We start from the raw sequence: 22,127 nt of genomic DNA, 5'->3' as shown, positions 1-22,127 counted from the left end.
ATCGTCAAAACTATGACTTGGGAACTCTCGGATCTACTAAGGGCGATCGCTACCACTATTGTGATTGGCATTCATGCCTCCCATCACTGGTGGTTTGGGGTAAAGGATACCGTGACGATGAACCCTGAAATTTTTATTGACACATTCATTAACCAAGTCGGACGCTTTACTGTCCCCATATTTGTAATTCTATCTGGATTCGCCCTATCCAAATCAGAAGAGAAGCATCCCTTCGATTTAAAAATATTTTGTCAACGCCGCCTCTGGCGGATCATCCCGCCATATATTCTCTTCACTCTACTCAATGTCGTTGGGCGATCGCAATTTCTTGCAGGAAGTTGGCAAGAGCGACTCCAACAAATCTGGCAAGCCCTCTCTACAGGTATGGGAGATTATCATCTTTACTTCTTGGGCATTATTTTACAATGTTATGTAAGTTATCCATTTCTCCGTCGCATTACTTTTACAGTCAAGAACTTATGGATATTACTGGTGATCGCGTTTTCCCTATTTAGCTTGCGTTGGATTTCTGCGACGTTTGGATTACTTCCCAACCTTACCAGTTTTCTCCCCGACGGCAATCATGTAATTTATTGGTTACCCTATTTCCAAATTGGTATCTGGCTATCTAAAGATCATGGATGGAGTAAGCAACTTGTATCGCAATGGCGATCGCATACATGGGGGTATCTATTTGCGATCGCCGCAATTTTGGAACTAGGCGAATTCTATGGAACTGCTATACTTAAGAACTCTGCGGAAGCGGTCGGACATTACACTAGACCAACGATAATTCTGGTTACTTTAACCTTCCTACTATGGACAATCTCTTGGCAGATTAAAGAACCTATCAAAGCAATACTTTCCAACAAGATTTTTGCTAGTGCAAGTTTTACGACCTATCTCATTCATGTATGGATCTTAAGGGCGATCGCTCCCCTCGAAGTAGTTGGTGGTATTTTATACGTCCCCCTTGCCGCTACAGTATCATGGCTCATTGGCATCACGATCTGGCGACTAGTTAAGTTAAAACGCTGGAGTGCGATCGCCTTTGGCGCATAACCATCAAGCAAATTTTTTTAACACCCCTTTGAGATCTTCTATCCTCACAGGCTTACTAATAAAATCATCCATTCCCATTAAGATACACTTCTCTCGATCTTCCTTCATTGCATTTGCAGTCATTGCCACAATTTTGATTTTATTAACGGTATCTCCATCTTTCTCAATTAGCCGAATTCTACGAGTAGCTTCTAAACCATCCATTTCTGGCATCTGAACATCCATTAAAATCAAATCATAGGATTTATTTTGCAAGGCTTGTAACACCTCTAAGCCATTCATTGCACAATCCGCATAATATCCTAATTTCGCTAGAAGTCGTAAAGCGATCATCTGATTAAACGTGTTGTCTTCGACCAACAGAATTCTCAAAGATTGCTTATGATTCTCATCAGTAATTTTCTCCGTGATATATTGGATACTTTGATTTTGCTCTATCTGGATATCCGCCAATGGCAATATAGCTAGAGGCTTAACAGCATCAACTTCCTGCTCTACCTTCAACTCTGGAGTAGCCACATTCTCAATAGTCAGTTCAAATTGAAAAATTGTACCTTTACCTAAAGTACTACTCACCTGAATATGACTACCCATAAACCTTGCAAACTGTTGGCTAATCACTAGACCTAAACCTGTACCTGTCTGTGATGCTCGACCTGAAGCCGTTTGCACAAAAGCTTCAAACAAATTATTAATTTCTTCTGGAGCAATTCCACAGCCAGTGTCTTCTACTTCAAATTGAATAACTGACTTAGAGAGATCCTGATCTGTATCTACTAATGAGACACGAAGAATTATGTAGCCTTTGTGCGTAAACTTAATCGCATTACCTAAAAGATTCAATAAAATCTGCCGAATTTTACGCTCATCCGCCTTAATATACTGCGGCAGTCTGGGATGAATCGCAAAAATTAGCTGCAAGTTCTTATCTCTTGCTCTAATTTGCAACATCTCCTGAAGATTATTGAGAAATAGCTGCAAATCAAATATTGACTCTTCCAGAATTATCTTTCCTGCTTCAATTTTAGATACTTCTAAAACATCATCGATCAAGTTAAGCAAATGTTCACTACTATGACTGATAATCTTGACATATTCTCCAAGCGCTTCAGTAAGTCCATCTTCTCGACTCATCAATTGTGTACATCCCAAAATCGCATTTAGAGGAGTTCTCAACTCATGACTCATTCTTGCTAGAAAACTACTTTTAGCCCGATTTGCCACTTCAGAGTGTTCTGCCTCTTGCTTTAGAGCCTGTTGTGAAAACTCTAAAGCTGCCAGCATAAACGTACCTCTCAATTCTAAAGCAGCTTCAATTTCCACTTCATCCCAAGGTAAGGATTTAGCTCTAACGGTTTCTTTCCATAATTCAAAAGATCGACGAGGTGATGGATCAAAATCATCATCAATATCTAACAATTTGCTCGGATCACCTGCCCAGTTAACAGTTTGTACAACTTCAGAACGAAGCCAAATTATATGATAAGAAGTATGATTAAGCTTAATAGAAATAGATAATAATCCACTTGCCCTATCCTTAAACTCCATTGCTTCAGGCAATAACTGACTTAAGCAATTAGTATAAAAAACATCTTGAGACTTCTGCTCTAACCACTCCAACAAATTAGAAACAAATGTTGGCGGTGGACATGTACCAATTTCAGAAATGCGATCTCCGAAGCAAATGATTGCTCCGTTAGCATTGACTAAATCGAGTAGTTTCTCTATATCTTGAAGAAAAGTATAATTAACTAATTGATAGCCTTCTAGAATATCTTGCTTCAGTTTAGTTTGAATAAATTTGATGTTATCTTGGGCTTTTTTAAGGTATTGCTCATGTTTATGGACAATTTCCACAGACATGATTTGACCTAAAAACTCACAAGTCTTTCTAGTCTCATAGTCTATATACTTAGGTGAATAATGATGGCAAACAATCAATCCCCATAGCTTGCCTGAGTTAATTAGAGAGATGCCTAAAGAAGCTGAAACCCCCATTTTTTGTAAGTATTTCACATGAAACGACGAAACACTTCTCAAGGTGCTAAGGCTCAAATCAAGGGGTTTCTGCGTAATGGGATTATTGAGGGGGATAATTGGTACAGGTTGGCAGTTTAAATCAACAATTAGGCGCAACCAATTTCTGTAATAGAGTTTACGGGCAAGCTCAGGAATATCAAAGGCTGGATAATGCAATCCTAACAGAGGTTCTAGCTCTTCAGCTTTAGACTCAGCAATCACAACTCCACTATTGTCCAAATCAAATTTGTAGATGAGTACGCGATCGTATCCAGTTATCTTCCGAATTTCTTTAACTAGTAAATCCGATATTTCATCAAAATCCTTCGCTTCTCTAACATTAATTGCCGCAGATTTTGCTAGGTAATAAAATCCCAGATTAGGAGTCGGATCTTCCGATAAAGGTTCTAATTCTAAAATGAGTAGTCCATCAGCACGGTGCATTATGCCTTGAAACCAGCATTTCTTCCGATTAATCTGAACAGATAGTTTAATTGGATTGAATACTTCTAAATTTTGGTGAGTGGTAAAAGATAATAGAGTATTAATCTGAGACTGTGAAAATATTGCATTCAGAGGTTGGTTGATCAGAGATATGGCGTTTTTGCCAAAAAAGTGAATTGCGTTTTCGCTCACCTGCATTATTCGCAAATCTGCTTCAAGAATGCTCAACAACACACCGTGGGACTGAATATGTCCCAATAAGTGAATCTGTTCGCGATCGCAGATTTGATAACCAACTGGTCTTGAAATTTCAGAAATTCCTGAATTTATAGGTTGCGCTATTTCCATATTTTCCCATCACCTAATTCATATATCGTCCTTATCAACAAGAACAGATTCTAAATATTAGTAAAATTATTGAATAAATAACTTTATTAATACCCCCAAGACTCTCCCCAACTCGGACTATAAAAAGGTTGTAGCATAGCCAAAATGAAATTCTCAATTAATTCCATGCTCAGGTAAAACCCTGTATAGCGATTATTTATCCTAATAATTTACCTGTATACCAAGCTACAACCATAATACCCCTCTTAAATAGAGAAACTAAACCTTATAAGCACTTTTTAGCTATCAGATCACCTAAGCGATCGCGAAGACATCTGAAAGATCAGAAGAAACGAAACCTTCTGCATCCATTTTTCGTTTTACATAAATTTCGTGCAATGCGATCGTATTTAGGATGAGGATCTGTTCAGGAGCAAGAGCTAATAGACCCTGTAATAGTAGTTTTTCAAAAAACTTTAAGAAACTATAGACAAAACATCTCGCTTAGAGTTAGGATTGTTAATCGTGACTAAAAACAGAAACTAAGAAAAAGAAGCTAACACTACATTTTCTTAAGTCTGAGTCACGCATTGGGATAAGCAACCTAAGAATACTCAAAAATTTTTAGTTGTCCATCACCAACCCAAGAGATTGTGTTTCTCAAGTCTAACAATTTGGTTAGACATCTTTTGTAAGTCGTCTCGAAGTCCCTTAACCAGTCTTCAAAAACAATCCTTCTTAAGATCGAAACCGATCTCTTTTGAGCCTGTCAAAAATCTGCAAGAAAAACCTTATTTAATTTGCAGCCACAAGCAAGCGGAGCTAATTTTAATGACTGTCGGAATTCTCGGCACAAAACTTGGGATGACCCAAGTATTCGATTCGGATGGCAACGCTGTTCCTGTAACCGTTGTCCATGCAGGTCCTATCACCGTAACTCAAGTCAAGACTGACACCAAAGAAGGCTATAAAGCTATTCAAGTTGGTTATGGCAAGACCCGCGAGAAGCTACTCACCAAACCAGAGTTAGGACATTTGAAAGCGTCAGGTGCAGAACCTGTTAAGCACCTACGTGAATATCGTTTAGATGATGTGAGCAACTACACCATCGGACAAACCCTAGATGTAAGTCAGTTCAAGGATGGCGACATCGTTGATGTGATTGGAACTAGCATTGGTAAAGGTTTCGCTGGTTATCAAAAGCGCCACAACTTTGGTCGCGGTCCGATGGCTCACGGTTCTAAAAACCACAGACAACCTGGTTCGACAGGTGCAGGTACAACTCCTGGTCGTGTTTATCCTGGTAAGCGCATGGCTGGTCGTCTTGGCGGTAAGCAAATCACCGTAAAGAAACTAACTATAGTCAAGGTCGATGCAGCGAACAACGTGCTGCTAATTAAAGGAGCAGTACCTGGTAAAGCTGGTGCATTGCTTAATGTCATTCCTACCGTAATTGTCGGCAAGGCTAAGTAAGAACTAAGTAGTTTGTTCGTGAGATCGAGAGAGTTTAAGTTATGCCTATAGTAAAAGATTGGACAGGGAAGGAAGTCGGTGAGGTAGATCTGGAATTGCGTGTTGCTAAAGAAGCAACTGCAAAGGGTCTAGTACACCGTGCCCTCGTCAGACAGCTCGCTAATGCCCGCCAAGGTACAGCCAGCAGCAAGACCCGCGCCGAAGTTCGTGGTGGTGGTCGTAAGCCTTTCAGACAAAAGGGGACTGGTCGCGCCCGTGCAGGTTCGACTCGTTCTCCTCTAACCCGTGGTGGTGGTGCTATTTTTGGACCAAAACCTAGAGATTACGATACCAAGATGAACCGCAAAGAGCGTCGTCTTGCTCTTCGCACCGCATTCACTGGTCGCGCAGCAGATTTGATCGTAGTTGAAGATTTTGCCGTAAATCTCGTACAGCCTAAGACTAAGGAACTCACTCAAGCTCTTGAGCGTTGGGGCGTGGTTGCTGGTAGCAAGGTTTTGGTCATTACTGATCAAAAAGAAGAAAACATTGTTTTGTCTGCACGCAATATTCGTAACTTGCAGTTGCTTGCGGCTGATCAATTGAATATTTTCGACATCGTTAATGCTGAGAAAATTGTGGCAACGCGCTCGGCGATCGCCAAGATTCATGAAGTGTATGGTGGCGATGCGAAGCTAGCAACTGAGATCGTTACGGTCGAAGATGCAGAATAACGGAATCTAAGTAGAAGAAAGAAACACCATGGCTAAGATCCCAACCCAATTCGATCCCCGTCGCTTGCCCGATCTCATTCGTCGCCCTCTGCTCAATGAAAAGGCAACCAGACAATTAGAAAGCAACAAGTACACCTTTGATGTTGTGCATGATGCCACTAAGCCTGAAATCAAAGCTGCAATTGAGAGTTTGTTCTCAGTCAAGGTTAAGAAAGTGAATACCCATAACCCACCCGCACAGGCGCGTCGGATTGGTAAGTTCGCAGGCAAACGCGCTCAAATCAAAAGAGCGATCGTCACCCTCGCTGAAGGCAGCAAAATCGATTTGTTCCCAGATGTGTAACCTCCCCATAAAAATAGCCTTTGGCTATTTTTATCTAGGAAAACAAAACCAGAGAACTGTTCTTTAACAACATCAGACAATTATGGGCGTTCGTGCATATAAACCGTATACCGCTAGTACCAGACAAACCGTTGTCTCGGACTTTGCGGAAATCACCAAATCAGAACCCGAAAAGTCTTTAACCACCCATGTCCACCGTAAGCGTGGACGTAATAACCGTGGTGTAATTACTAGCCGTAGACGTGGCGGCGGTCACAAGCGTCTTTATCGGATTATCGATTTTAAGCGCAACAAACGTGACATCATCGCTGAAGTCATTGCGATCGAGTACGATCCTAACCGCACCTCTCGTATTGCTCTATTGCAATATGAAGATGGCGAAAAAAGATATATTCTTGCTCCCAAGGGCATTGCCGTTGGCAACAAAATTCAAGCGGGGACAAGTAACGTTCCTTTTGAAATCGGTAACGCTATGCCTCTAGCAAACATACCTCTCGGTACAATTGTTCACAACGTTGAACTGGTACCTGGAAAGGGTGGTCAAATTGTGCGTTCGGCTGGTGCTGGTGCTCAAATCGCAGCAAAAGAAGGTGATTTCGTTACCCTTAAGCTTCCTTCCAGTGAAGTTCGCTTGATTCGTAAGGATTGCTTCGCGACTATCGGACAAGTTGGCAATCTCGATCATAGCAACACCAGTCTTGGTAAAGCAGGTCGTAGTCGTTGGTTGAACCGTCGTCCTAAAGTTCGTGGTATGGTCATGAACCCCGTCGATCACCCCCATGGTGGTGGTGAAGGTTGTGCCCCCATCGGACGTAGTGGTCCTGTTACGCCTTGGGGTAAACCAACCTTGGGTTACAAGACTCGCAAGAAGGGCAAACTCAGTGATGCCCTCATTGTTCGTCGCCGTCGCAAGTCCTCGAAGCGCGGTAAGGGCGGACGTAACGCTTAATTTTTTTGCTAAGCAACTGCTTTGCATTTGCTTAGCGCAAAGACTTATTTAGAGAATACAAATTATGACGCGATCGCTAAAAAAAGGTCCCTTTGTTGCCGATCACTTACTGACCAAAATCGAAAAGCTCAACGCCAAAGGCGAAAAGCAAGTTGTCAAAACATGGTCTCGCGCTTCCACAATTCTTCCTCAAATGATCGGGCATACCATTGCCTGCCATAACGGAAAACAGCACGTTCCTGTATATGTCACGGAGCAAATGGTAGGACACAAACTCGGTGAGTTTGCCCCTACTCGCACCTTCCGCGGTCATGCCAAGAGCGACAAAAAGGCCAAGAGATAGGTAGACAGGTAGATAAAAATGATCCTTGCCCAAAACGAAATCCCTGCCGTAGCTAAATACATTCGGATGTCACCCCACAAGGTGCGCCGAGTACTCGACCAAATCCGTGGTCGTAGCTACCGTGAAGCATTAATGATTCTTGAGTTCATGCCCTATCGCTCCTGCGAACCAATCACCAAGGTATTGCGTTCTGCCGTAGCTAATGCTGAACATAACGCTGGACTTGATCCCGCATCCCTAGTAGTTAACCAAGCCTTCGCCGATATGGGACCTAGCCTCAAGCGCTTCCGTCCCCGCGCTCAAGGTCGTGCTTACCAAATTCGTAAGCCTACTTGTCATATTACGATTACCGTCAAACCATCGGAGGAAGAATAGGTATGGGTCAGAAGATTCACCCAACAGGGTTACGCCTCGGCATCACCAAGTCCCACCTTTCTCGTTGGTATGCTGATGTCAATCGCTACGGTGTCTTGGCTGAAGAAGACAACAAGATCCGTAAGTATATTGAAAAGACCTTGAGCAATGCAGGTATCGCTGAGATTTTGATTGACCGCAAGGCTGATCAAGTTGATCTCGAAATCCGTACCGCTCGTCCTGGTGTAGTTGTCGGTCGTGGTGGTGCTGGTATCGAGCAATTGCGTGTCGGTCTAGTAAAGTACCTTGAACAAGACGGCTCCCTCAAAAAAACAGGAACCAGCCAAGTTCGGATCAATGTTACCGAAGTTACCAGAGTTGATGCAGAAGCACCTCTGATTGCCGAATACATTGCTCAACAAATCGAACGTCGTGTTTCCTTCCGTCGTGTCGTTCGCCAAGCAATTCAAAGAGCGCAGCGTGCAGGCATTGAAGGTATTAAGGTGCAGATCAGTGGTCGTCTCAACGGCGCTGAAATTGCGAGAACTGAGTGGGTTCGTGAAGGTCGCGTACCTCTACATACCCTCCGTGCTGACATTGACTACAGCTATAAAACATCCAGAACTATTTATGGTGTCATTGGCATCAAAGTCTGGATCTTTAAAGGCGAAATTATCGAAGGCGAAGAAGCTCCTGCTCCAGCCGCTCAACCCCGTCGTCGCCAGCAACGTCGTCCCCAATTTGAGGATCGTTCTAGCGCTGAAGGATAAACTTCTGTCATCTAGAGTTTTGAACCATGTTAAGTCCTAAACGTACAAAATTTCGTAAGCAGCAACGCGGTCGGATGGCGGGTCCCGCTACCAGAGGAGCTGAAATCAACTTTGGTGATTACGCCATGCAGGCTCTAGAGCCTTCTTGGATTACTTCTCGCCAAATCGAAGCCGCCCGTCGTGCCATGAACCGCTACATCCGTCGCGGTGGCAAGATTTGGATTCGTATTTTCCCAGACAAGCCTGTAACTATGCGTCCTGCTGAAACCCGTATGGGTTCTGGTAAAGGTGCTCCAGAGTTTTGGGTATCAGTAGTCAAACCTGGCCGCATCATGTTTGAGGTCGCAGGTGTTGCTGAAGAGACCGCAAGAGAGGCAATTCGTTTGGCCGCAGCCAAGATGCCAATCAAAACCAGATTTGTTATCCGTGAGAAGGAGTAAAGATATGGCACTCCCAAAAGTCCAAGAAACTAGAGAGCTATCTGATGATGAGTTACAAGCGCAAATCTTGACCGTCAAGAGAGATCTATTTGATCTGCGCTTCAAGCAGGCAACTAGACAGCCTGTACAACCCCATCAGTTCAAGCACGCAAAGCATCGTTTGTCACAACTGCTGACTGTCGAGCGTGAACGCCAGTCCAGAGCTTAAGAGAGCTATTCAAAAGCACCTTTTAAAAACTTAAGATTTAAAGACATAGGAACTAGCAATGGCAGTAAAAGAGAAAGTTGGCGTTGTCGTCAGCGATAAAATGCAGAAAACGGTAGTTGTAGCGGTCGAAAACCGTACTTCTCACCCCAAATATGGAAAAATCGTGGTCAAAACGACTAAGTTTAAAGCCCACGATGAAGAAGATAAAACCCGTGAAGGCGATCGCGTCAAAATTCGGGAAACCCGTCCCCTCAGCCGTACAAAGCGATGGGAAGTTGTAGAGATTCTCTCATCTAGCTCGGAAGCATAAGCCATGATTCAACAAGAGTCTTATCTAAACGTTGCGGATAATAGTGGAGCCAAAAAGCTCCTATGTATCCGCGTATTGGCAGGCGGTAATCGTGCCTTTGGTGCAGTTGGCGATGTAATTATTGCCACTGTTAAAGACGCTGCGCCTAATATGCCAGTTAAAAAATCTGATGTTGTCCGCGCCGTAATTGTTCGTACCAAAGCATCAATCAACCGTGAAAGCGGTATGAGAATTCGTTTTGACGACAATGCTGCTGTAATCATCAACCAAGACGGCAACCCCAAAGGAACGCGCGTATTTGGTCCTGTTGCGCGTGAGTTGCGGGATAAAAACTTCACCAAAATTATCTCCTTAGCGCCAGAGGTACTGTAATGCCCTTCAAACCCAAGCCCGAATATCGTGGAAATCGCAAGTCTTTTAAGATCCATGTCCGAAAAGACGATCTAGTACAAGTAATTTCAGGAAGTTCTAAGGGAACTGTTGGCAAAGTCCTCCAAGTTTTCCCTAAAGACAGCACCATCATCGTTGAGGGTGTCAATGTCAAGACTAAACATGTCAAGCCTCAAGCTGATGGTGAGTCTGGACAAATCATCACTCGCGAGTTTCCCATTCACAGTTCTAAAGTTTTGTTGTATTCAGAGAAGGAAAAGACCGCTAGTCGTTCTGCCTTCACCTTTACAGAAGATGGCAAGAAGGTGAGAATGCTCAAGAAAACTGGCGAAATCATCGATTCTGTCAAGACTGACAAGAAATAGTTCTAGAAACCTGACCAAGCCCAGGAAAATTCATCGAGGAAGATAAAATGCTAACACCGTTCACCGAAGTCTATGCCAAGCAAGCTGTTCCTAAGCTGATGGAACAGTTCAAGTACACAAACATCCATCAAGTTCCCAAATTTGAGAAGGTGGTAATCAACCGCGGTCTGGGTGAAGCTGCCCAGAATGCTAAGTCTCTAGAAGCTTCTTTAACCGAAATCGCAACGATCGCTGGTCAGAAGCCTGTAGTGACAAGAGCCAAAAAAGCGATCGCAGGTTTTAAACTGCGTCAAGGAATGCCTGTTGGGATCGTAGTAACCCTGCGTCGCGACAAGATGAATAACTTCTTGGATCGTCTGATTAACTTCTCATTACCTCGCATCCGTGACTTTCGCGGTGTTAGCCCCAAGAGCTTTGATGGACGTGGTAACTATACCCTCGGTGTTCGCGAGCAACTTATCTTCCCCGAAATCAGCTACGACAGTATTGAGCAAATTCGGGGGCTTGATATTTCCATCATTACCACTGCCAAAACAGACGAAGAAGGACGTGCGCTCCTGAAAGCAGTCGGTATGCCCTTTAGAGAATCATAAGTAGATCGAATTAGGAGATAAGGATGGCTACCAACGACACCATCTCGGACATGCTTACACGTATTCGCAATGCCACACTTGCGAAACATCAAACAACGGCAATTCCTGCAACAAAATTGACGTTAAGCATCGCTCGAGTATTAAAGCAAGAAGGTTTTATTGCAGACTTTGAAGAAACTGGCGAAAACATTGATCGACGCTTAGTAGTTTCTCTCAAATATGAAGGCAAGAACCGTCAATCAATCATTAAGCGCCTCAAGCGCGTTAGCAAACCTGGTTTACGGGTTTACTCAAATTCTAAGGAACTACCCCGTGTATTAGGTGGAATCGGCATCGCCATTATTTCCACCTCCAAAGGCATCTTGACCGATCGCGAAGCTCGCAAACAAGGGGTCGGCGGTGAAGTTCTTTGCTATATCTGGTAACTCAGAACTGTTAATTCAGGAATAACACACAAGCAAAGGAAAACAGATATGTCTCGTATTGGAAAACGTCCCATTCCTCTGCCTCCCAAAGTTGCGGTCTCCATCGCAGGGCAAGAGGTGACAGTCAAAGGACCTAAGGGTGAACTCAAGCGTGTACTACCGAATACGGTAGAAGTGCTTCAAGAAGAAAACACCTTGATTGTCAATCGCGTTAATGAATCCCGACCTGCTCGTCAGCAGCATGGTCTCTTCCGTACACTCGTCGCCAACATGGTTGAAGGTGTATCTACTGGATTTCAGCGCAAATTAGAAATTCAAGGGGTTGGTTATCGTGCCAACCTTAATGGCAGCAATGTAGTATTGACAGTTGGCTATAGCCATACCGTTGATATTGTGCCTCCTACAGGAGTTTCCCTTGCAGTTGAAGATGCCTCTGGGAAGAAAGTACCTCAAGGAACATTTATTGTCGTTGAAGGTATCGACAAAGAAGTTGTCGGTAACTTAGCTGCCAAAATTCGTGCTGTACGTCCACCTGAAGTTTACAAAGGTAAGGGTATTCGCTACTTCGGTGAATTCGTCAGACGTAAGGCTGGTAAGACTGGTAAGAAGTAAGACTAAGAATCTTTTTGAGCCTCTTCTAGCTTCTTTATTTAATCTTCTTAATTTTCTTAATCTTTACTTATATAAAAAACATGAGTGCTAGTAGTCGTAGACAAGCAACCATAAGCCGCCATAAGCGCATTCGTAAAGGGCTATCAGGCACATCCGAACGCCCTCGCTTATCCATTTATCGCTCTAACAATCACATTGTGGCGCAAGTGATTGATGATGTAGCTCAACATACTCTTGTTGCCGCATCTACTCTCGAGTCAGACGTTCGTGGGGCTGTTAGTTCCACAGCAAATTCTGAAGCATCGGCAAAGGTCGGCGCATTGATTGCAGAAAGAGCGATCGCCAAGGGAATTACCAAAGTCGTATTCGATCGCGGTGGTAACCTCTATCATGGAAGAGTCCAAGCTCTCGCTGAAGCTGCTCGCGAAGCAGGTCTCGAATTCTAATGTATCCAGCAGTGAATCAGTAGATAGAAACAAATATGGCTAAGAATAGAGAATCAAGACCAGGTGGTGGTCGCGACAGTGGCGGTGGCGACAGTGGCGATAACCGCGATGAAAAACGTAAAGGTAAGCGTGATAGTAAGAAAAACGATCGCGCTCGTACCGAAAAAGAATCCGAATGGCAAGAACGTGTTGTCCAAATCCGCCGTGTAACTAAGGTAGTTAAAGGTGGTAAAAAACTCAGCTTCCGTGCGATCGTGGTCGTCGGTAATGAGAAAGGACAAGTTGGTGTTGGTGTTGGTAAAGCAGCCGACGTAATTAACGCTGTCAAAAAAGGTGTCGCCGATGCTAGAAAGCACGCGATCGACGTACCTCTGACCAAAGCTAACTCCATTCCTCATCCTACCAATGGTATTGGCGGTGGCGCTAAAGTCATTATCCGTCCCGCATCTCCAGGTACTGGGGTAATTGCTGGTGGAGCAGTAAGAACCGTCCTCGAACTTGCTGGAGTAAAAAACATTTTGGCAAAGCAATTAGGTTCCAGCAGTCCCTTGAACAACGCTCGCGCAGCAATTAACGCACTTTCAACATTGCGTACCTTTGGTGAAGTTGCCAGATCGCGTGGTATTACCCTTGAGCAGCTATTTAATTAATGCAATGACGGCGGGTAGCGCCGTTATTGCACCAAATGATAAATGAGAAGAAACTATGAGAATTGACGATCTTCAGCCTCAAGAAGGCTCACAGCATCGCAAACGTCGGATTGGACGTGGTATTGCCGCAGGGCAAGGTGCTAGCGGTGGATTTGGTATGCGTGGTCAAAAGTCTCGTTCAGGTCGCCCCACCAGACCTGGATTTGAAGGTGGTCAAATCCCCCTTTACAGACGAGTACCCAAACTTAAGCACTTCACAATTGTAAATCCTAAGCATTTCACAATTGTAAATCTTGATCAATTAAGTGGATTACCTAAGGGTACTGTCGTAACTCTTGATTCCTTAATGGATGCAGGAATTATTACTCAAAATGATGGTGTACTGCGCGTATTAGGAAGAGGAGAAATTAGTGTAGCGCTAACTGTTCGCGCTCATTCAATTACTGCCTCTGCTAAAGCAAAAATTGAAGCGGCTGGCGGGACTGTAGAAGTTACAGCGTAAGTAAAAGAGAAAATGTGGCGAGGTGCTAGACACTTCGCCACATTTTCTCTTTTTTCGTTTTGAGATAACTACACATTGCACTGTTCATCATCGAACTACAATATATTTCATAGCTAGGGTAGGTAGTGCAAAGCATCACCTACCCTAATCCATAGACCATTAGCCTTGAGGTAAGTTTAGTTATGGTTGTCAGCAAAGGCAAAACTCCGACAGCCCAAGAAACTTTTTTACAAATGGCTCAAGCCGCAGGATTGCGGGGACGTTTGTTAGTTACTGTGGGCGTTTTGATATTAGTTAGATTAGGCATTTATTTACCATTACCAGGAGTAGATCGCCTAAGATTTACAGAAATTGTCAGAAATAACGCTGTAGTTAATTTCTTAGATATTTTCTCAGGTGGTGGCTTGTCACTACTTGGTATTTTTGCCCTTGGCATTTTGCCATTTATTAATGCTTCAATCATCATGCAGTTGATGACTTCAGCATTACCAACCTTAGAAAATCTTCAAAAAAACGAAGGTGAAGCTGGTAGAAGAAAGATTTCTCAATATACTCGCTATGTTGCCTTTGTCTGGGCGATCATTCAAAGTTGGGGTTTAGGAGTCTGGGTACAAAACTCAGGGGTACTATCAGAGGTCAGTTCCAATTGGCTCACGATTGGTGATGGTAGGGTAATTTTCTCTAGCTTCATTTTTCAGACAACTGTTGCTTTAGCGGCAGGTTCTATGTTTGTGATGTGGGCAGGTGAGCTAATTACTGAGAAAGGCGTTGGTAACGGCGCATCCTTACTTATCTTTATTAGTATTGTCGCTAACCTACCAAAGTCCTTGGGGGATACGATCTCTCTTGCTCAAAAAGATAGTTCGCGAGTTGGCGGAGTAATCTTATTGCTAGTGATCTTCTTGATCATGATCATTGGCATTGTATTTGTGCAAGAAGGGACAAGACGGATTCCGATTATCTCAGCACGTCGTCAAGTGGGACGCAAGCTCTATCGGGAACAAGCATCTTATTTACCCTTGCGCTTAAACCAAGGCGGGGTTATGCCTATCATCTTTGCTTCATCGGTGATGATCTTGCCTGCCTATTTAAGCCAAAGTATTAATAACGAAGTATTTGTATCGATCGCCACTTGGATTTCTCCTAGCGGTGCGGGTCACATTCCCGTGTATATGCTACTGATTTTGGGCTTTAGTTTCTTCTATTCGACACTTGTGTTGAATCCGATTGAGTTATCGCAAAACCTCAAGAAAATGGGTAGCAGCATTCCGACAGTACGTCCAGGTAAAGCAACTTCTGATTACATCAGTGGTGTTTTAAACCGACTAACCCTACTCGGTTCGATATTCCTATGTGGAATTGCCATTATTCCTAGTGCCTTGGAAAAGGCAACTGGTGTATCTACCTTTAGTGGTATTGGTGCAACTTCTTTACTGATTTTGGTTGGTGTGGCGATCGAAACTTCAAAACAAATTCAAACATATGTAATTTCTCAACGTTATGAAGGTATGGTTAAACAATAATGCCTAGAGTGATTTTGATGGGTCCCCCTGGGGCTGGTAAGGGTACACAAGGCGAAATTTTGGCTACTGAATGGCAAGTACCCAAAATTGCACCTGGTGATATTTTTCGAGCTGAAATTAAGCAAGGTACGGAGTTAGGGCTAAAGGTTAAGTCCTATAGTGACTCTGGCAGACTAGTTCCTGATGCTGTAGTAATTGAAGTGATCGAGTCGCGCTTGAGACAACCTGACACTCAATCTGGTTGGATTCTCGACGGATTTCCACGCACAGTTGCCCAAGCTGAAGCCTTAGATGTTTTACTAGCAGAATTGAATCAACCCTACGATTCCGTGATTAATCTCGATGTACCAGATCAGTTTTTGATCGATCGCCTCAAAGCAAGGGCAATTGATCAAGGACGTGCTGATGACACTGAAGATGTAATCAAGAATCGATTGGAGGAATACAATGCCAAAACAAGACCTCTGCTAGAATTTTATGGTCATAAGGTTAAGCAGATTGATGGCACACCGTCGATGCCAGAAGTAACTGAAACAATCAAACAATTCCTTGCATAGGCAGTCTGATAATTTTATGGAGCTAAGCTTCATAAAATTATCGCAATATATAGAACTTATACTGAATTTTGGAGAGTTTATTTGTCAAAAGAAGATGCTATTGAAATGGAAGGGACGGTAACTGAGTCACTTCCTAATGCTATGTTTCGAGTTGCCCTCGATAATGGCTTTAATGTACTTGCTCATATTTCGGGTAAGATTCGTCGTAACTACATTAAGATTTTGCCAGGCGATCGCGTTAAGGTGGAGCTAACACCCTATGACCTCACTAAAGGACGCATTACTTACCGCCTCAAGAACCAAGGCGGCGGCAAAAAGTAGAAACTCAAAAAATAAAAGCCCTCTAGAGGGCTTTTATTTTTTATGGACGCGATCGCTTATAGAGCCGATAGCCAATAAATGAGGCGATCGCAACTAGAAGACCAACAACAACTATTTTGCTAATTAAATCTATGTATTTTTCGACTAGTGCATAATTTTTCCCTAAAAAGTAACCTGCATAGGTTAGTAGAGATACCCAACCAATTGTGCCAATAGTCGAGTAGAAAAAGAAGGGAATTATTGGCATTTTGCTAATCCCTGCGGGAATCGAAATCAATGTCCGAATTCCAGGGACAAGGCGACCCAAAAGGACTGCTTTTGCACCATGCTTTTGAAACCACCGTACTGATTTTCCGATGTCTTCACTAGAAATCCCAATCCACTTACCATAACGTTCTGCCAAAAGTTGCAGACGCTGTTGCCCCAACAGCAAGCCAGCATAGTACCAAGGGATCGCTCCCACAATCGTCCCAATTACGCCTACAGCGATCGCAGGCAGTACTTGAATTTGGCTATTCGGCAAAGTCGCAGTATAGCCCGCAAGGGGCATAATCAACTCTGAGGGAATTGGCGGAAATAGATTTTCTAAAAACATCAGTAGTCCGATCCCTAGATAGCCTAGGGAATTCATTGTGTTTGTAATCCATTCCTGCATTATGTTTACCAAATTACGAATGACAACAATTTCATGAGGTAAGGCAAAGATTTTTTGTGGTGTAGCTTTGCTGCACCACAAAAAATCTTTGCCTTATTTTTCTGCACATCCTTATATATCTCATGAAATTAAAAATAAACCCCGTAAGGTTTTTAGATTCAAAACATAGTGTTAACACTTTTTGCATCGGTATATATGACGATGTCTGAAAATCGTAGCTAATATGGCGATCGCTACCATAGATAACCGATATCCTAGTAGAGTATAGCGGTTATTAAATTCAGCATGAAAAAGTCCTCAATCTATCGCACTTTGCAAATCGCTGCCGCTGTCACGATTTATTCTGTGACTTCGATATGGGCTTCAGAAAACCATGTAGATATCGTTTCTCATACGATCACCAACATAAATACACTGTTTGTGATTTTGGCGATCGCTGTTGTATTTCCTTACCTATGCTTCAAGGCTTTGGGCAAAATCTACACCCCACCAGCATCAAGGTTTCGCGATGAAACTTCACGGGTTAATAAGGATATAGACTCTGATACAAATGAGCCTAATGCGATCATTAATAAAGATTTAGAAACGATGCAATACAGAGGCATTCAATACAAGCCTGAAGATTTAGCACCTAAACAAGCAACTAACCAAAGTAATAACCAGAGTGATAATAGCGCACCACCTGTTATTAAATATCGAGGCGCAATCATTACTAATAGCGATACTTCCTCAACTACGTCAAAGGACTCCCTCTCAACAGATCAACCAATCCAAAAATCGGCAAAGCCCAAAGAAAGAATGAAATATCGTGGCTCATATATCGATTGAGGTTCCTTACGTCAATCGGTAAAAAACTAAAGAAGTTTGTCCATACTGGCGACGATCACTACAAACCAAATCGCTAATCACATCAGGAAGCGGACGTAAGCGATCGCATTCGGCAATCACAATCGCATCCTCAGCAAGCAATGGTGGCAAAGTTTGGAGTACAGGTTGATATAAATCGCTTTGGTAGGGCGGATCAAAATAAACTAAGTCAAAAAATTTAGGCTGTAATTTTGGCAAAACTTTCACAGCATCACCTTTAATCACTTGAAAAGCTTGATGGGGTTTCGCAACTTTTTGCCAATTTTCATTCACAATTCGACAAGCGATCGCCGATAGTTCAATCCCCACAACCTGATTAGCACCACGAACTAGAGCCTCTGCCCCCATCGCCCCTGAACCAGCACAAATATCTAACCAATTTGCACCGTTAATATGGTTTTGAAGAATATTAAAAACCGCCGCCCTCACCTTACTTGGCGTTGGGCGCGTAGATAAACCCGTTGGTGTTTTGATCGCGCGATCGCCTTTAATGCGAATAGACACTTAAGTAAGCTTTTTGAGATTGAAATAATGAGATTGAAATAAAAAGTTTATGATGTAGCACACAGTAACAAGCGCTGTGTCCTACAAAATCTAGATTAAATGATTAGAAAAAGATAAACCCTCAATTTGATCAATGGGGATCATCCAAATTTTATTTTGATATGGTCGCCATACCGCACTCATAACATAGTGATTGCGGATCGATATGATATGGACATGGGGAATCCCAGAGAATTTTGAACAGGAACGCAAAAAGTCTAAAGTTCTAATTAAGCGGCTATGCAAAAATGTTGCCATTTCATCACTACAATTCTGACGCAACATTGGCACAGCTTGCGGATCAGTATCGCCCCTTAATTCATAAATAATATGGGTTTTACCCTTAAAATCAATTTTTCGCGATCGCAGTTCCCATCCGCACAACACACCAAACCCAATAACTGCCATACCTAAATCAATATGAAAATCTCGCATTTGGAATTTCGTGTTGCTACTCATATCGGTATGAGTGTTATATCCAGTCCAAGTGTGAAACTTCTCTAAATTATCGTCATTAATATCGACGGCAGAACGATAAGGAGAAGTAACAACACGATTAGCTTGTGTAATGTCTGAAGGTGGCTCTGATGTCATACTTGTCTCTTGAGTGACAGCATCTATAGGGACTAAGTATTCAGACTTATGCTACAACGCTTCCTCCTAACCATAGCGATTTCTAATTTGAACATAACAAATCGAAACCCCAAATTCTCTAAATAGAGTCAGTTGGTAATTTTCAAATAATCTTGTGTTTATTTGAAAATTGCTCAAAGGAAGAATGAACTTAGCTAGACAGTCCAAATGAACTAAATCAAAGTAATAGGCAGTTTTAGTAGAAGTGATTCTAAGCCCAATTAGGATTGCTATAAGCAGCTTAACATTTTTTTTAATTGCGTTCTTAGTTAAATTACTTACAGGCTACAGTACAGATATATATGCTTCCTAAAAGTTCTCTTAACTACCAACAGTTACAACCAATTGTTTTACAGCGTGAGTTATTACAATATCAGCGTACTTTACTTACTAATATTGGGATTTTAGTTGGGCTAGTAGTAGTTGGAACATTGGGCTATCACCTACTCGAAGGCTGGAGCTGGTTTGATGCCCTCTACATGACAATCATTACCCTTGCAACCATTGGTTATGGAGAAACGAATCCCCTCCATACTGAAGGACGAATATTTACACTTGCTTTAATCATAATGGGGGTGATTAGTATTAGTTACATTGCGGCTCAGTTTACAACCGCGATCGCCAATGGTCATATCTATAATATTTTTCAGGCAAGGCGGCAGAAAAGAATCATGGAATCACTAGACAAACATTACATAGTTTGTGGCTTTGGACGAACGGGGCGACAGGTCACAGCCGAATTTGCAGCTGAGGGAGAAATTTCATTTGTAGTCATTGATAGCGACCCTATAGCGATCGATCAGGCTGAGCAAGCAGGATATCCAGCTCTACAAGGCGATGCTGCTCTCGATAACACTTTATTGCTAGCAGGAATTGAACGAGCTATTTGCATTGTGGCAGCTTTACCTTCGGATGCTGAAAATCTCTACACCGTGTTATCGGCAAAAACCTTAAACCCTGAGATCAGAGCGATCGCAAGGGCAAGTACCGAAGAGTCTATGAAAAAGTTACGCCGTGGTGGGGCAGACGAAGTAATTTCCCCCTATATTACAGGCGGTAAACGGATGGCAGCAGTGGCTTTACGCCCACAAGTAATGGATTTTGTAGATGGAATTATTGCAGGTTCAAATCGCTCATTTTATATTGAGGAATATCGCATTGATGAACCGAGTTATGTGGGTATGTCTCTCAAGAAAGCCAGCCTGCGATCGCAAACGGGGGCATTGGTCTTAGCAATTCGTCGCGCCGATGGGGATATCATCGCAGGGCCAGATGGTAACACTGAGATTTTGCAAGGCGATGTACTAATTTCGATGGGAACCCCTGAACAACTCCGAGCACTCAATCAGATTCTTAGTCCTCTCCACCACGAGCAAAATATTCTCAGGTTGCCACGCACTAAATAGACTATATAGACGTGAAATTTATCTCTCCATCCCTCAATATCCAAACTGAGATCTCCAATAGCATTTATTTAGCATTCCAAACTTCGCTTACCCCTAGCGAAATACCAATCAATATTTGCTATCCCAAATATGATGCCCATTACACATCGCCAATTGCCTTAGCAATCTCTAACAAATTGAGCGTCGATTCCTTGCACATTGCCGAAGCGATCGTCAAAAAATGTTCGCAAAATCCACAAATAGCAGCGCAATGGCAGATCAAAGTCTTTGGCAAAGGTTGGCTGAATATTTGCTTAAGTGAGCAATATATGTTGTCAAATATAAAAATTCTGGAAGATTTCCTAATCGAAGGCATTGAATATTTTCAGGGGTTCTGGGTCAAGAGCCATATAGCAATGAACGACTCAAAACTTCCTGAACCAATACAACAATATGCCTATGCCCGTTGCTGCGCCTTAATTAGATTGGCATATAGAGAAAATTTGATTCCCTATGAATATCAATCAGAAATTATTAATAGCCCTACAACTCCAAATCAAAGGTTCACAGACCCCCATGAGATTAGTTTATATATGCAGAATCTCGCGATCGTTGAATTTCTAGATTTAGACAATAAAATTTCCCTTGTACCAATTACTCCTAAATTTCGTTCTAAATTATCGCGATCGCTAGCACTATCCTTTTTGGAATTTTATGATCAATGCCAAATTTTTGGAGTCAATCGCGAAATAGCCTTAAAACGATTATCCCTAGTCCGAATCACACAAAAATTAATGCTAGCAATCGCCCCATCTGAAATTAATTACTACATGTATTTATAACAACCAATTTTGGAGCAAATTGCCTAAATTCATTTAAATATCAACATAGCATCACCAAAAGAATAAAACCGATACTCCTTGGCGATCGCTTCTTGATATACAGACATTAAAAATTCGCGTCCATCCTTACCTAAAAACGAAGATACCATCATCAATAAAGTTGACTTCGGCAAATGAAAATTCGTAACCATTCCATCTAATACTTTCCATTCATATCCTGGGTAAATCATCAAATTAGTTTTCCCCTTAAATGCTTTAAAGTTTGAACTTTCTAGAGAGCGAGCCACCGTACTACCCACGCCAATCACACGCCCACCACGCATTTTAGTTTCTTTGATTTTAGATATAGTCTCCTCAGACACTTCACACCACTCGTTATGCATCACATGCTGCGTAATATCCTCAGTCTCTACAGGTCGAAATGTTCCAATCCCCACATGCAAAGTTACAAAAGCTTTGTCAATGCCTTTATCCTGTAATCTCTCAAATAACTGATCTGTAAAATGTAAGCCCGCAGTTGGTGCTGCGATCGCCCCTGACACCTCTGCATAGATAGTTTGATAACGGTCAGACTCCGTATGGGAATCCGTGACATAGGGAGGCAGAGGAATCTTACCTAGCTGATCAATAATCTTGTCTAGATCAGCTCCATCAGGGATATGAAATTGTAACTCCCTTGCCCTTGTCGTTGTTTCAATCCCTTCAACAGTTGCCTTGACATTCTCAGCAAATATAATCGTGCTACCAATTGGTAAACGCTTACCAGGTTTAACCAAAGCTAGCCATCGATCATGACCAATTGGCTCCATCAACAAAATTTCTACAGGAACGCCCGATATTTTATGCCCATACATTCTGGCAGGAATAACCTTGGTGTTATTAAAAACTAATAAGTCACCAGCCTCCAAGAACTTGGGCAAATCGTAAAAGTGACAATGCTGTAATTCGCGATTTTGACCAATTACCAACAATCGCGACGTATCCCTCGGTGTAACTGGATCTTGAGCAATGCGATCACTAGGTAACTCATAGTCATATGCACTTAACGAATAGTCAGGCTCAA

General features: G+C 42.5%; 30 protein-coding genes (1 of these 30 only partly in view). 25 read left to right on the top strand and 5 right to left on the bottom strand.

Annotation, left to right across the window (positions count from 1 at the left end; translation table 11 throughout):
• The first annotated feature begins 12 nt into the window (after positions 1-12).
• Complete coding sequence (locus tag NMG48_RS12305; RefSeq protein ID WP_271251824.1) at positions 13-1,062, top strand: acyltransferase; 1,050 nt, start codon at positions 13-15, stop codon at positions 1,060-1,062.
• A gap of 3 nt (positions 1,063-1,065) precedes the next feature.
• Here NMG48_RS12305 and NMG48_RS12300 read toward each other — a convergent pair whose 3' ends face one another.
• Complete coding sequence (locus NMG48_RS12300) at positions 1,066-3,873, bottom strand: ATP-binding protein (RefSeq protein ID WP_271251823.1); 2,808 nt, start codon at positions 3,871-3,873, stop codon at positions 1,066-1,068.
• Positions 3,874-4,683: 810 nt separating this feature from the next.
• Between NMG48_RS12300 and rplC the strand changes: the two genes are divergently transcribed.
• The 21 genes from rplC (at position 4,684) to infA (ending at position 16,139) form a co-directional block, all read left to right on the top strand.
• Positions 4,684-5,325 carry a 50S ribosomal protein L3 gene (rplC, locus tag NMG48_RS12295; RefSeq protein WP_126385438.1) on the top strand — a complete coding sequence of 214 codons (642 nt, stop codon included), beginning with the start codon at positions 4,684-4,686 and terminating at the stop codon, positions 5,323-5,325.
• Between the two features lie 41 nt (positions 5,326-5,366).
• Entirely contained in the window at positions 5,367-6,038 is a 672-nt protein-coding gene (gene rplD / locus NMG48_RS12290) for a 50S ribosomal protein L4 (RefSeq protein WP_126385437.1), read from the top strand.
• Between the two features lie 28 nt (positions 6,039-6,066).
• Positions 6,067-6,381: a 50S ribosomal protein L23 gene (locus NMG48_RS12285; RefSeq protein WP_126385436.1), complete on the top strand. Its 315-nt coding sequence runs from the start codon at positions 6,067-6,069 to the stop codon at positions 6,379-6,381.
• An 82-nt stretch (positions 6,382-6,463) separates the two neighbouring features.
• Positions 6,464-7,330, top strand: coding sequence for a 50S ribosomal protein L2 (rplB, locus tag NMG48_RS12280; RefSeq protein ID WP_126385435.1), 867 nt, complete (start codon positions 6,464-6,466; stop codon positions 7,328-7,330).
• A 64-nt stretch (positions 7,331-7,394) separates the two neighbouring features.
• Entirely contained in the window at positions 7,395-7,673 is a 279-nt protein-coding gene (gene rpsS / locus NMG48_RS12275) for a 30S ribosomal protein S19 (protein WP_009625486.1), read from the top strand.
• A gap of 18 nt (positions 7,674-7,691) precedes the next feature.
• Positions 7,692-8,048 (top strand): 50S ribosomal protein L22, encoded by a 357-nt coding sequence (gene rplV, locus NMG48_RS12270; protein WP_009625485.1) that lies wholly within the window; start codon positions 7,692-7,694, stop codon positions 8,046-8,048.
• Positions 8,049-8,050: 2 nt separating this feature from the next.
• Positions 8,051-8,797 carry a 30S ribosomal protein S3 gene (gene rpsC, locus NMG48_RS12265; protein ID WP_126385434.1) on the top strand — a complete coding sequence of 249 codons (747 nt, stop codon included), beginning with the start codon at positions 8,051-8,053 and terminating at the stop codon, positions 8,795-8,797.
• Between the two features lie 26 nt (positions 8,798-8,823).
• Positions 8,824-9,237 carry a 50S ribosomal protein L16 gene (rplP, locus tag NMG48_RS12260; RefSeq protein WP_126385433.1) on the top strand — a complete coding sequence of 138 codons (414 nt, stop codon included), beginning with the start codon at positions 8,824-8,826 and terminating at the stop codon, positions 9,235-9,237.
• A gap of 4 nt (positions 9,238-9,241) precedes the next feature.
• Positions 9,242-9,445, top strand: a complete 204-nt coding sequence (rpmC, locus tag NMG48_RS12255; RefSeq protein ID WP_126385432.1) for a 50S ribosomal protein L29 — start codon at positions 9,242-9,244, stop codon at positions 9,443-9,445.
• A 58-nt stretch (positions 9,446-9,503) separates the two neighbouring features.
• Positions 9,504-9,755, top strand: coding sequence for a 30S ribosomal protein S17 (gene rpsQ, locus NMG48_RS12250; RefSeq protein WP_094530969.1), 252 nt, complete (start codon positions 9,504-9,506; stop codon positions 9,753-9,755).
• 3 nt (positions 9,756-9,758) lie between these two features.
• Positions 9,759-10,127: a 50S ribosomal protein L14 gene (gene rplN / locus NMG48_RS12245; RefSeq protein ID WP_126385431.1), complete on the top strand. Its 369-nt coding sequence runs from the start codon at positions 9,759-9,761 to the stop codon at positions 10,125-10,127.
• On the top strand, positions 10,127-10,510 hold the full coding sequence (gene rplX / locus NMG48_RS12240) for a 50S ribosomal protein L24 (RefSeq protein ID WP_271251822.1): 384 nt from the start codon (positions 10,127-10,129) through the stop codon (positions 10,508-10,510). Before rplN ends, rplX begins: the two co-directional genes overlap by 1 nt.
• 47 nt (positions 10,511-10,557) lie before the next feature.
• Positions 10,558-11,103 carry a 50S ribosomal protein L5 gene (gene rplE / locus NMG48_RS12235; RefSeq protein ID WP_271251821.1) on the top strand — a complete coding sequence of 182 codons (546 nt, stop codon included), beginning with the start codon at positions 10,558-10,560 and terminating at the stop codon, positions 11,101-11,103.
• 23 nt (positions 11,104-11,126) lie between these two features.
• Positions 11,127-11,528: a 30S ribosomal protein S8 gene (rpsH, locus tag NMG48_RS12230; protein ID WP_126385428.1), complete on the top strand. Its 402-nt coding sequence runs from the start codon at positions 11,127-11,129 to the stop codon at positions 11,526-11,528.
• 48 nt (positions 11,529-11,576) lie between these two features.
• Complete coding sequence (gene rplF, locus NMG48_RS12225) at positions 11,577-12,140, top strand: 50S ribosomal protein L6 (RefSeq protein ID WP_126385427.1); 564 nt, start codon at positions 11,577-11,579, stop codon at positions 12,138-12,140.
• 80 nt (positions 12,141-12,220) lie between these two features.
• Positions 12,221-12,586, top strand: coding sequence for a 50S ribosomal protein L18 (rplR, locus tag NMG48_RS12220; protein WP_271251820.1), 366 nt, complete (start codon positions 12,221-12,223; stop codon positions 12,584-12,586).
• 35 nt (positions 12,587-12,621) lie between these two features.
• The gene (rpsE, locus tag NMG48_RS12215; protein ID WP_126385425.1) at positions 12,622-13,236 is read left to right on the top strand and encodes a 30S ribosomal protein S5; all 615 of its coding nucleotides are present in this window, start codon (positions 12,622-12,624) and stop codon (positions 13,234-13,236) included.
• A 55-nt stretch (positions 13,237-13,291) separates the two neighbouring features.
• On the top strand, positions 13,292-13,738 hold the full coding sequence (rplO, locus tag NMG48_RS12210; protein WP_271251819.1) for a 50S ribosomal protein L15: 447 nt from the start codon (positions 13,292-13,294) through the stop codon (positions 13,736-13,738).
• A gap of 182 nt (positions 13,739-13,920) precedes the next feature.
• Complete coding sequence (secY, locus tag NMG48_RS12205; RefSeq protein ID WP_126385423.1) at positions 13,921-15,261, top strand: preprotein translocase subunit SecY; 1,341 nt, start codon at positions 13,921-13,923, stop codon at positions 15,259-15,261.
• Entirely contained in the window at positions 15,261-15,818 is a 558-nt protein-coding gene (locus tag NMG48_RS12200; protein WP_271251818.1) for an adenylate kinase, read from the top strand. Before secY ends, NMG48_RS12200 begins: the two co-directional genes overlap by 1 nt.
• Positions 15,819-15,899: 81 nt before the next feature.
• Positions 15,900-16,139, top strand: a complete 240-nt coding sequence (infA, locus tag NMG48_RS12195; RefSeq protein ID WP_009625470.1) for a translation initiation factor IF-1 — start codon at positions 15,900-15,902, stop codon at positions 16,137-16,139.
• 40 nt (positions 16,140-16,179) lie between these two features.
• On the opposite strand, the gene NMG48_RS12190 is transcribed toward infA, so the two are convergent.
• Positions 16,180-16,794, bottom strand: a complete 615-nt coding sequence (locus NMG48_RS12190) for a DedA family protein (RefSeq protein ID WP_345961260.1) — start codon at positions 16,792-16,794, stop codon at positions 16,180-16,182.
• A 285-nt stretch (positions 16,795-17,079) separates the two neighbouring features.
• On the opposite strand from NMG48_RS12190, the gene NMG48_RS12185 reads away from it, so the two are divergent.
• Complete coding sequence (locus NMG48_RS12185) at positions 17,080-17,622, top strand: hypothetical protein (RefSeq protein WP_271251816.1); 543 nt, start codon at positions 17,080-17,082, stop codon at positions 17,620-17,622.
• A 6-nt stretch (positions 17,623-17,628) separates the two neighbouring features.
• On the opposite strand, the gene rsmD is transcribed toward NMG48_RS12185, so the two are convergent.
• Positions 17,629-18,165 carry a 16S rRNA (guanine(966)-N(2))-methyltransferase RsmD gene (rsmD, locus tag NMG48_RS12180; RefSeq protein WP_271251815.1) on the bottom strand — a complete coding sequence of 179 codons (537 nt, stop codon included), beginning with the start codon at positions 18,163-18,165 and terminating at the stop codon, positions 17,629-17,631.
• 90 nt (positions 18,166-18,255) lie between these two features.
• Complete coding sequence (locus NMG48_RS12175) at positions 18,256-18,798, bottom strand: hypothetical protein (protein ID WP_271251814.1); 543 nt, start codon at positions 18,796-18,798, stop codon at positions 18,256-18,258.
• 341 nt (positions 18,799-19,139) lie between these two features.
• Between NMG48_RS12175 and NMG48_RS12170 the strand changes: the two genes are divergently transcribed.
• Entirely contained in the window at positions 19,140-20,243 is a 1,104-nt protein-coding gene (locus tag NMG48_RS12170) for a potassium channel family protein (RefSeq protein ID WP_271251813.1), read from the top strand.
• 11 nt (positions 20,244-20,254) lie between these two features.
• A complete protein-coding gene (locus NMG48_RS12165) occupies positions 20,255-21,064 on the top strand; it encodes a DALR anticodon-binding domain-containing protein (RefSeq protein WP_271251812.1) in 810 nt (269 codons plus the stop codon).
• 29 nt (positions 21,065-21,093) lie between these two features.
• Here NMG48_RS12165 and queA read toward each other — a convergent pair whose 3' ends face one another.
• Positions 21,094-22,127, bottom strand: partial view of a tRNA preQ1(34) S-adenosylmethionine ribosyltransferase-isomerase QueA gene (queA, locus tag NMG48_RS12160; protein WP_271251811.1) — the 3' portion only. Its footprint extends 25 nt past the window's final position; 1,034 of the gene's 1,059 nt are visible here — the last part of the coding sequence; its start codon lies off the right edge, out of view — the gene reads right to left on this strand; the stop codon is at positions 21,094-21,096.

Origin of the sequence: Pseudanabaena sp. Chao 1811, assembly GCF_027942295.1 — a bacterium.
GTDB lineage: Bacteria > Cyanobacteriota > Cyanobacteriia > Pseudanabaenales > Pseudanabaenaceae > Pseudanabaena.
This window is presented reverse-complemented; position numbering and strand designations above follow the sequence as displayed.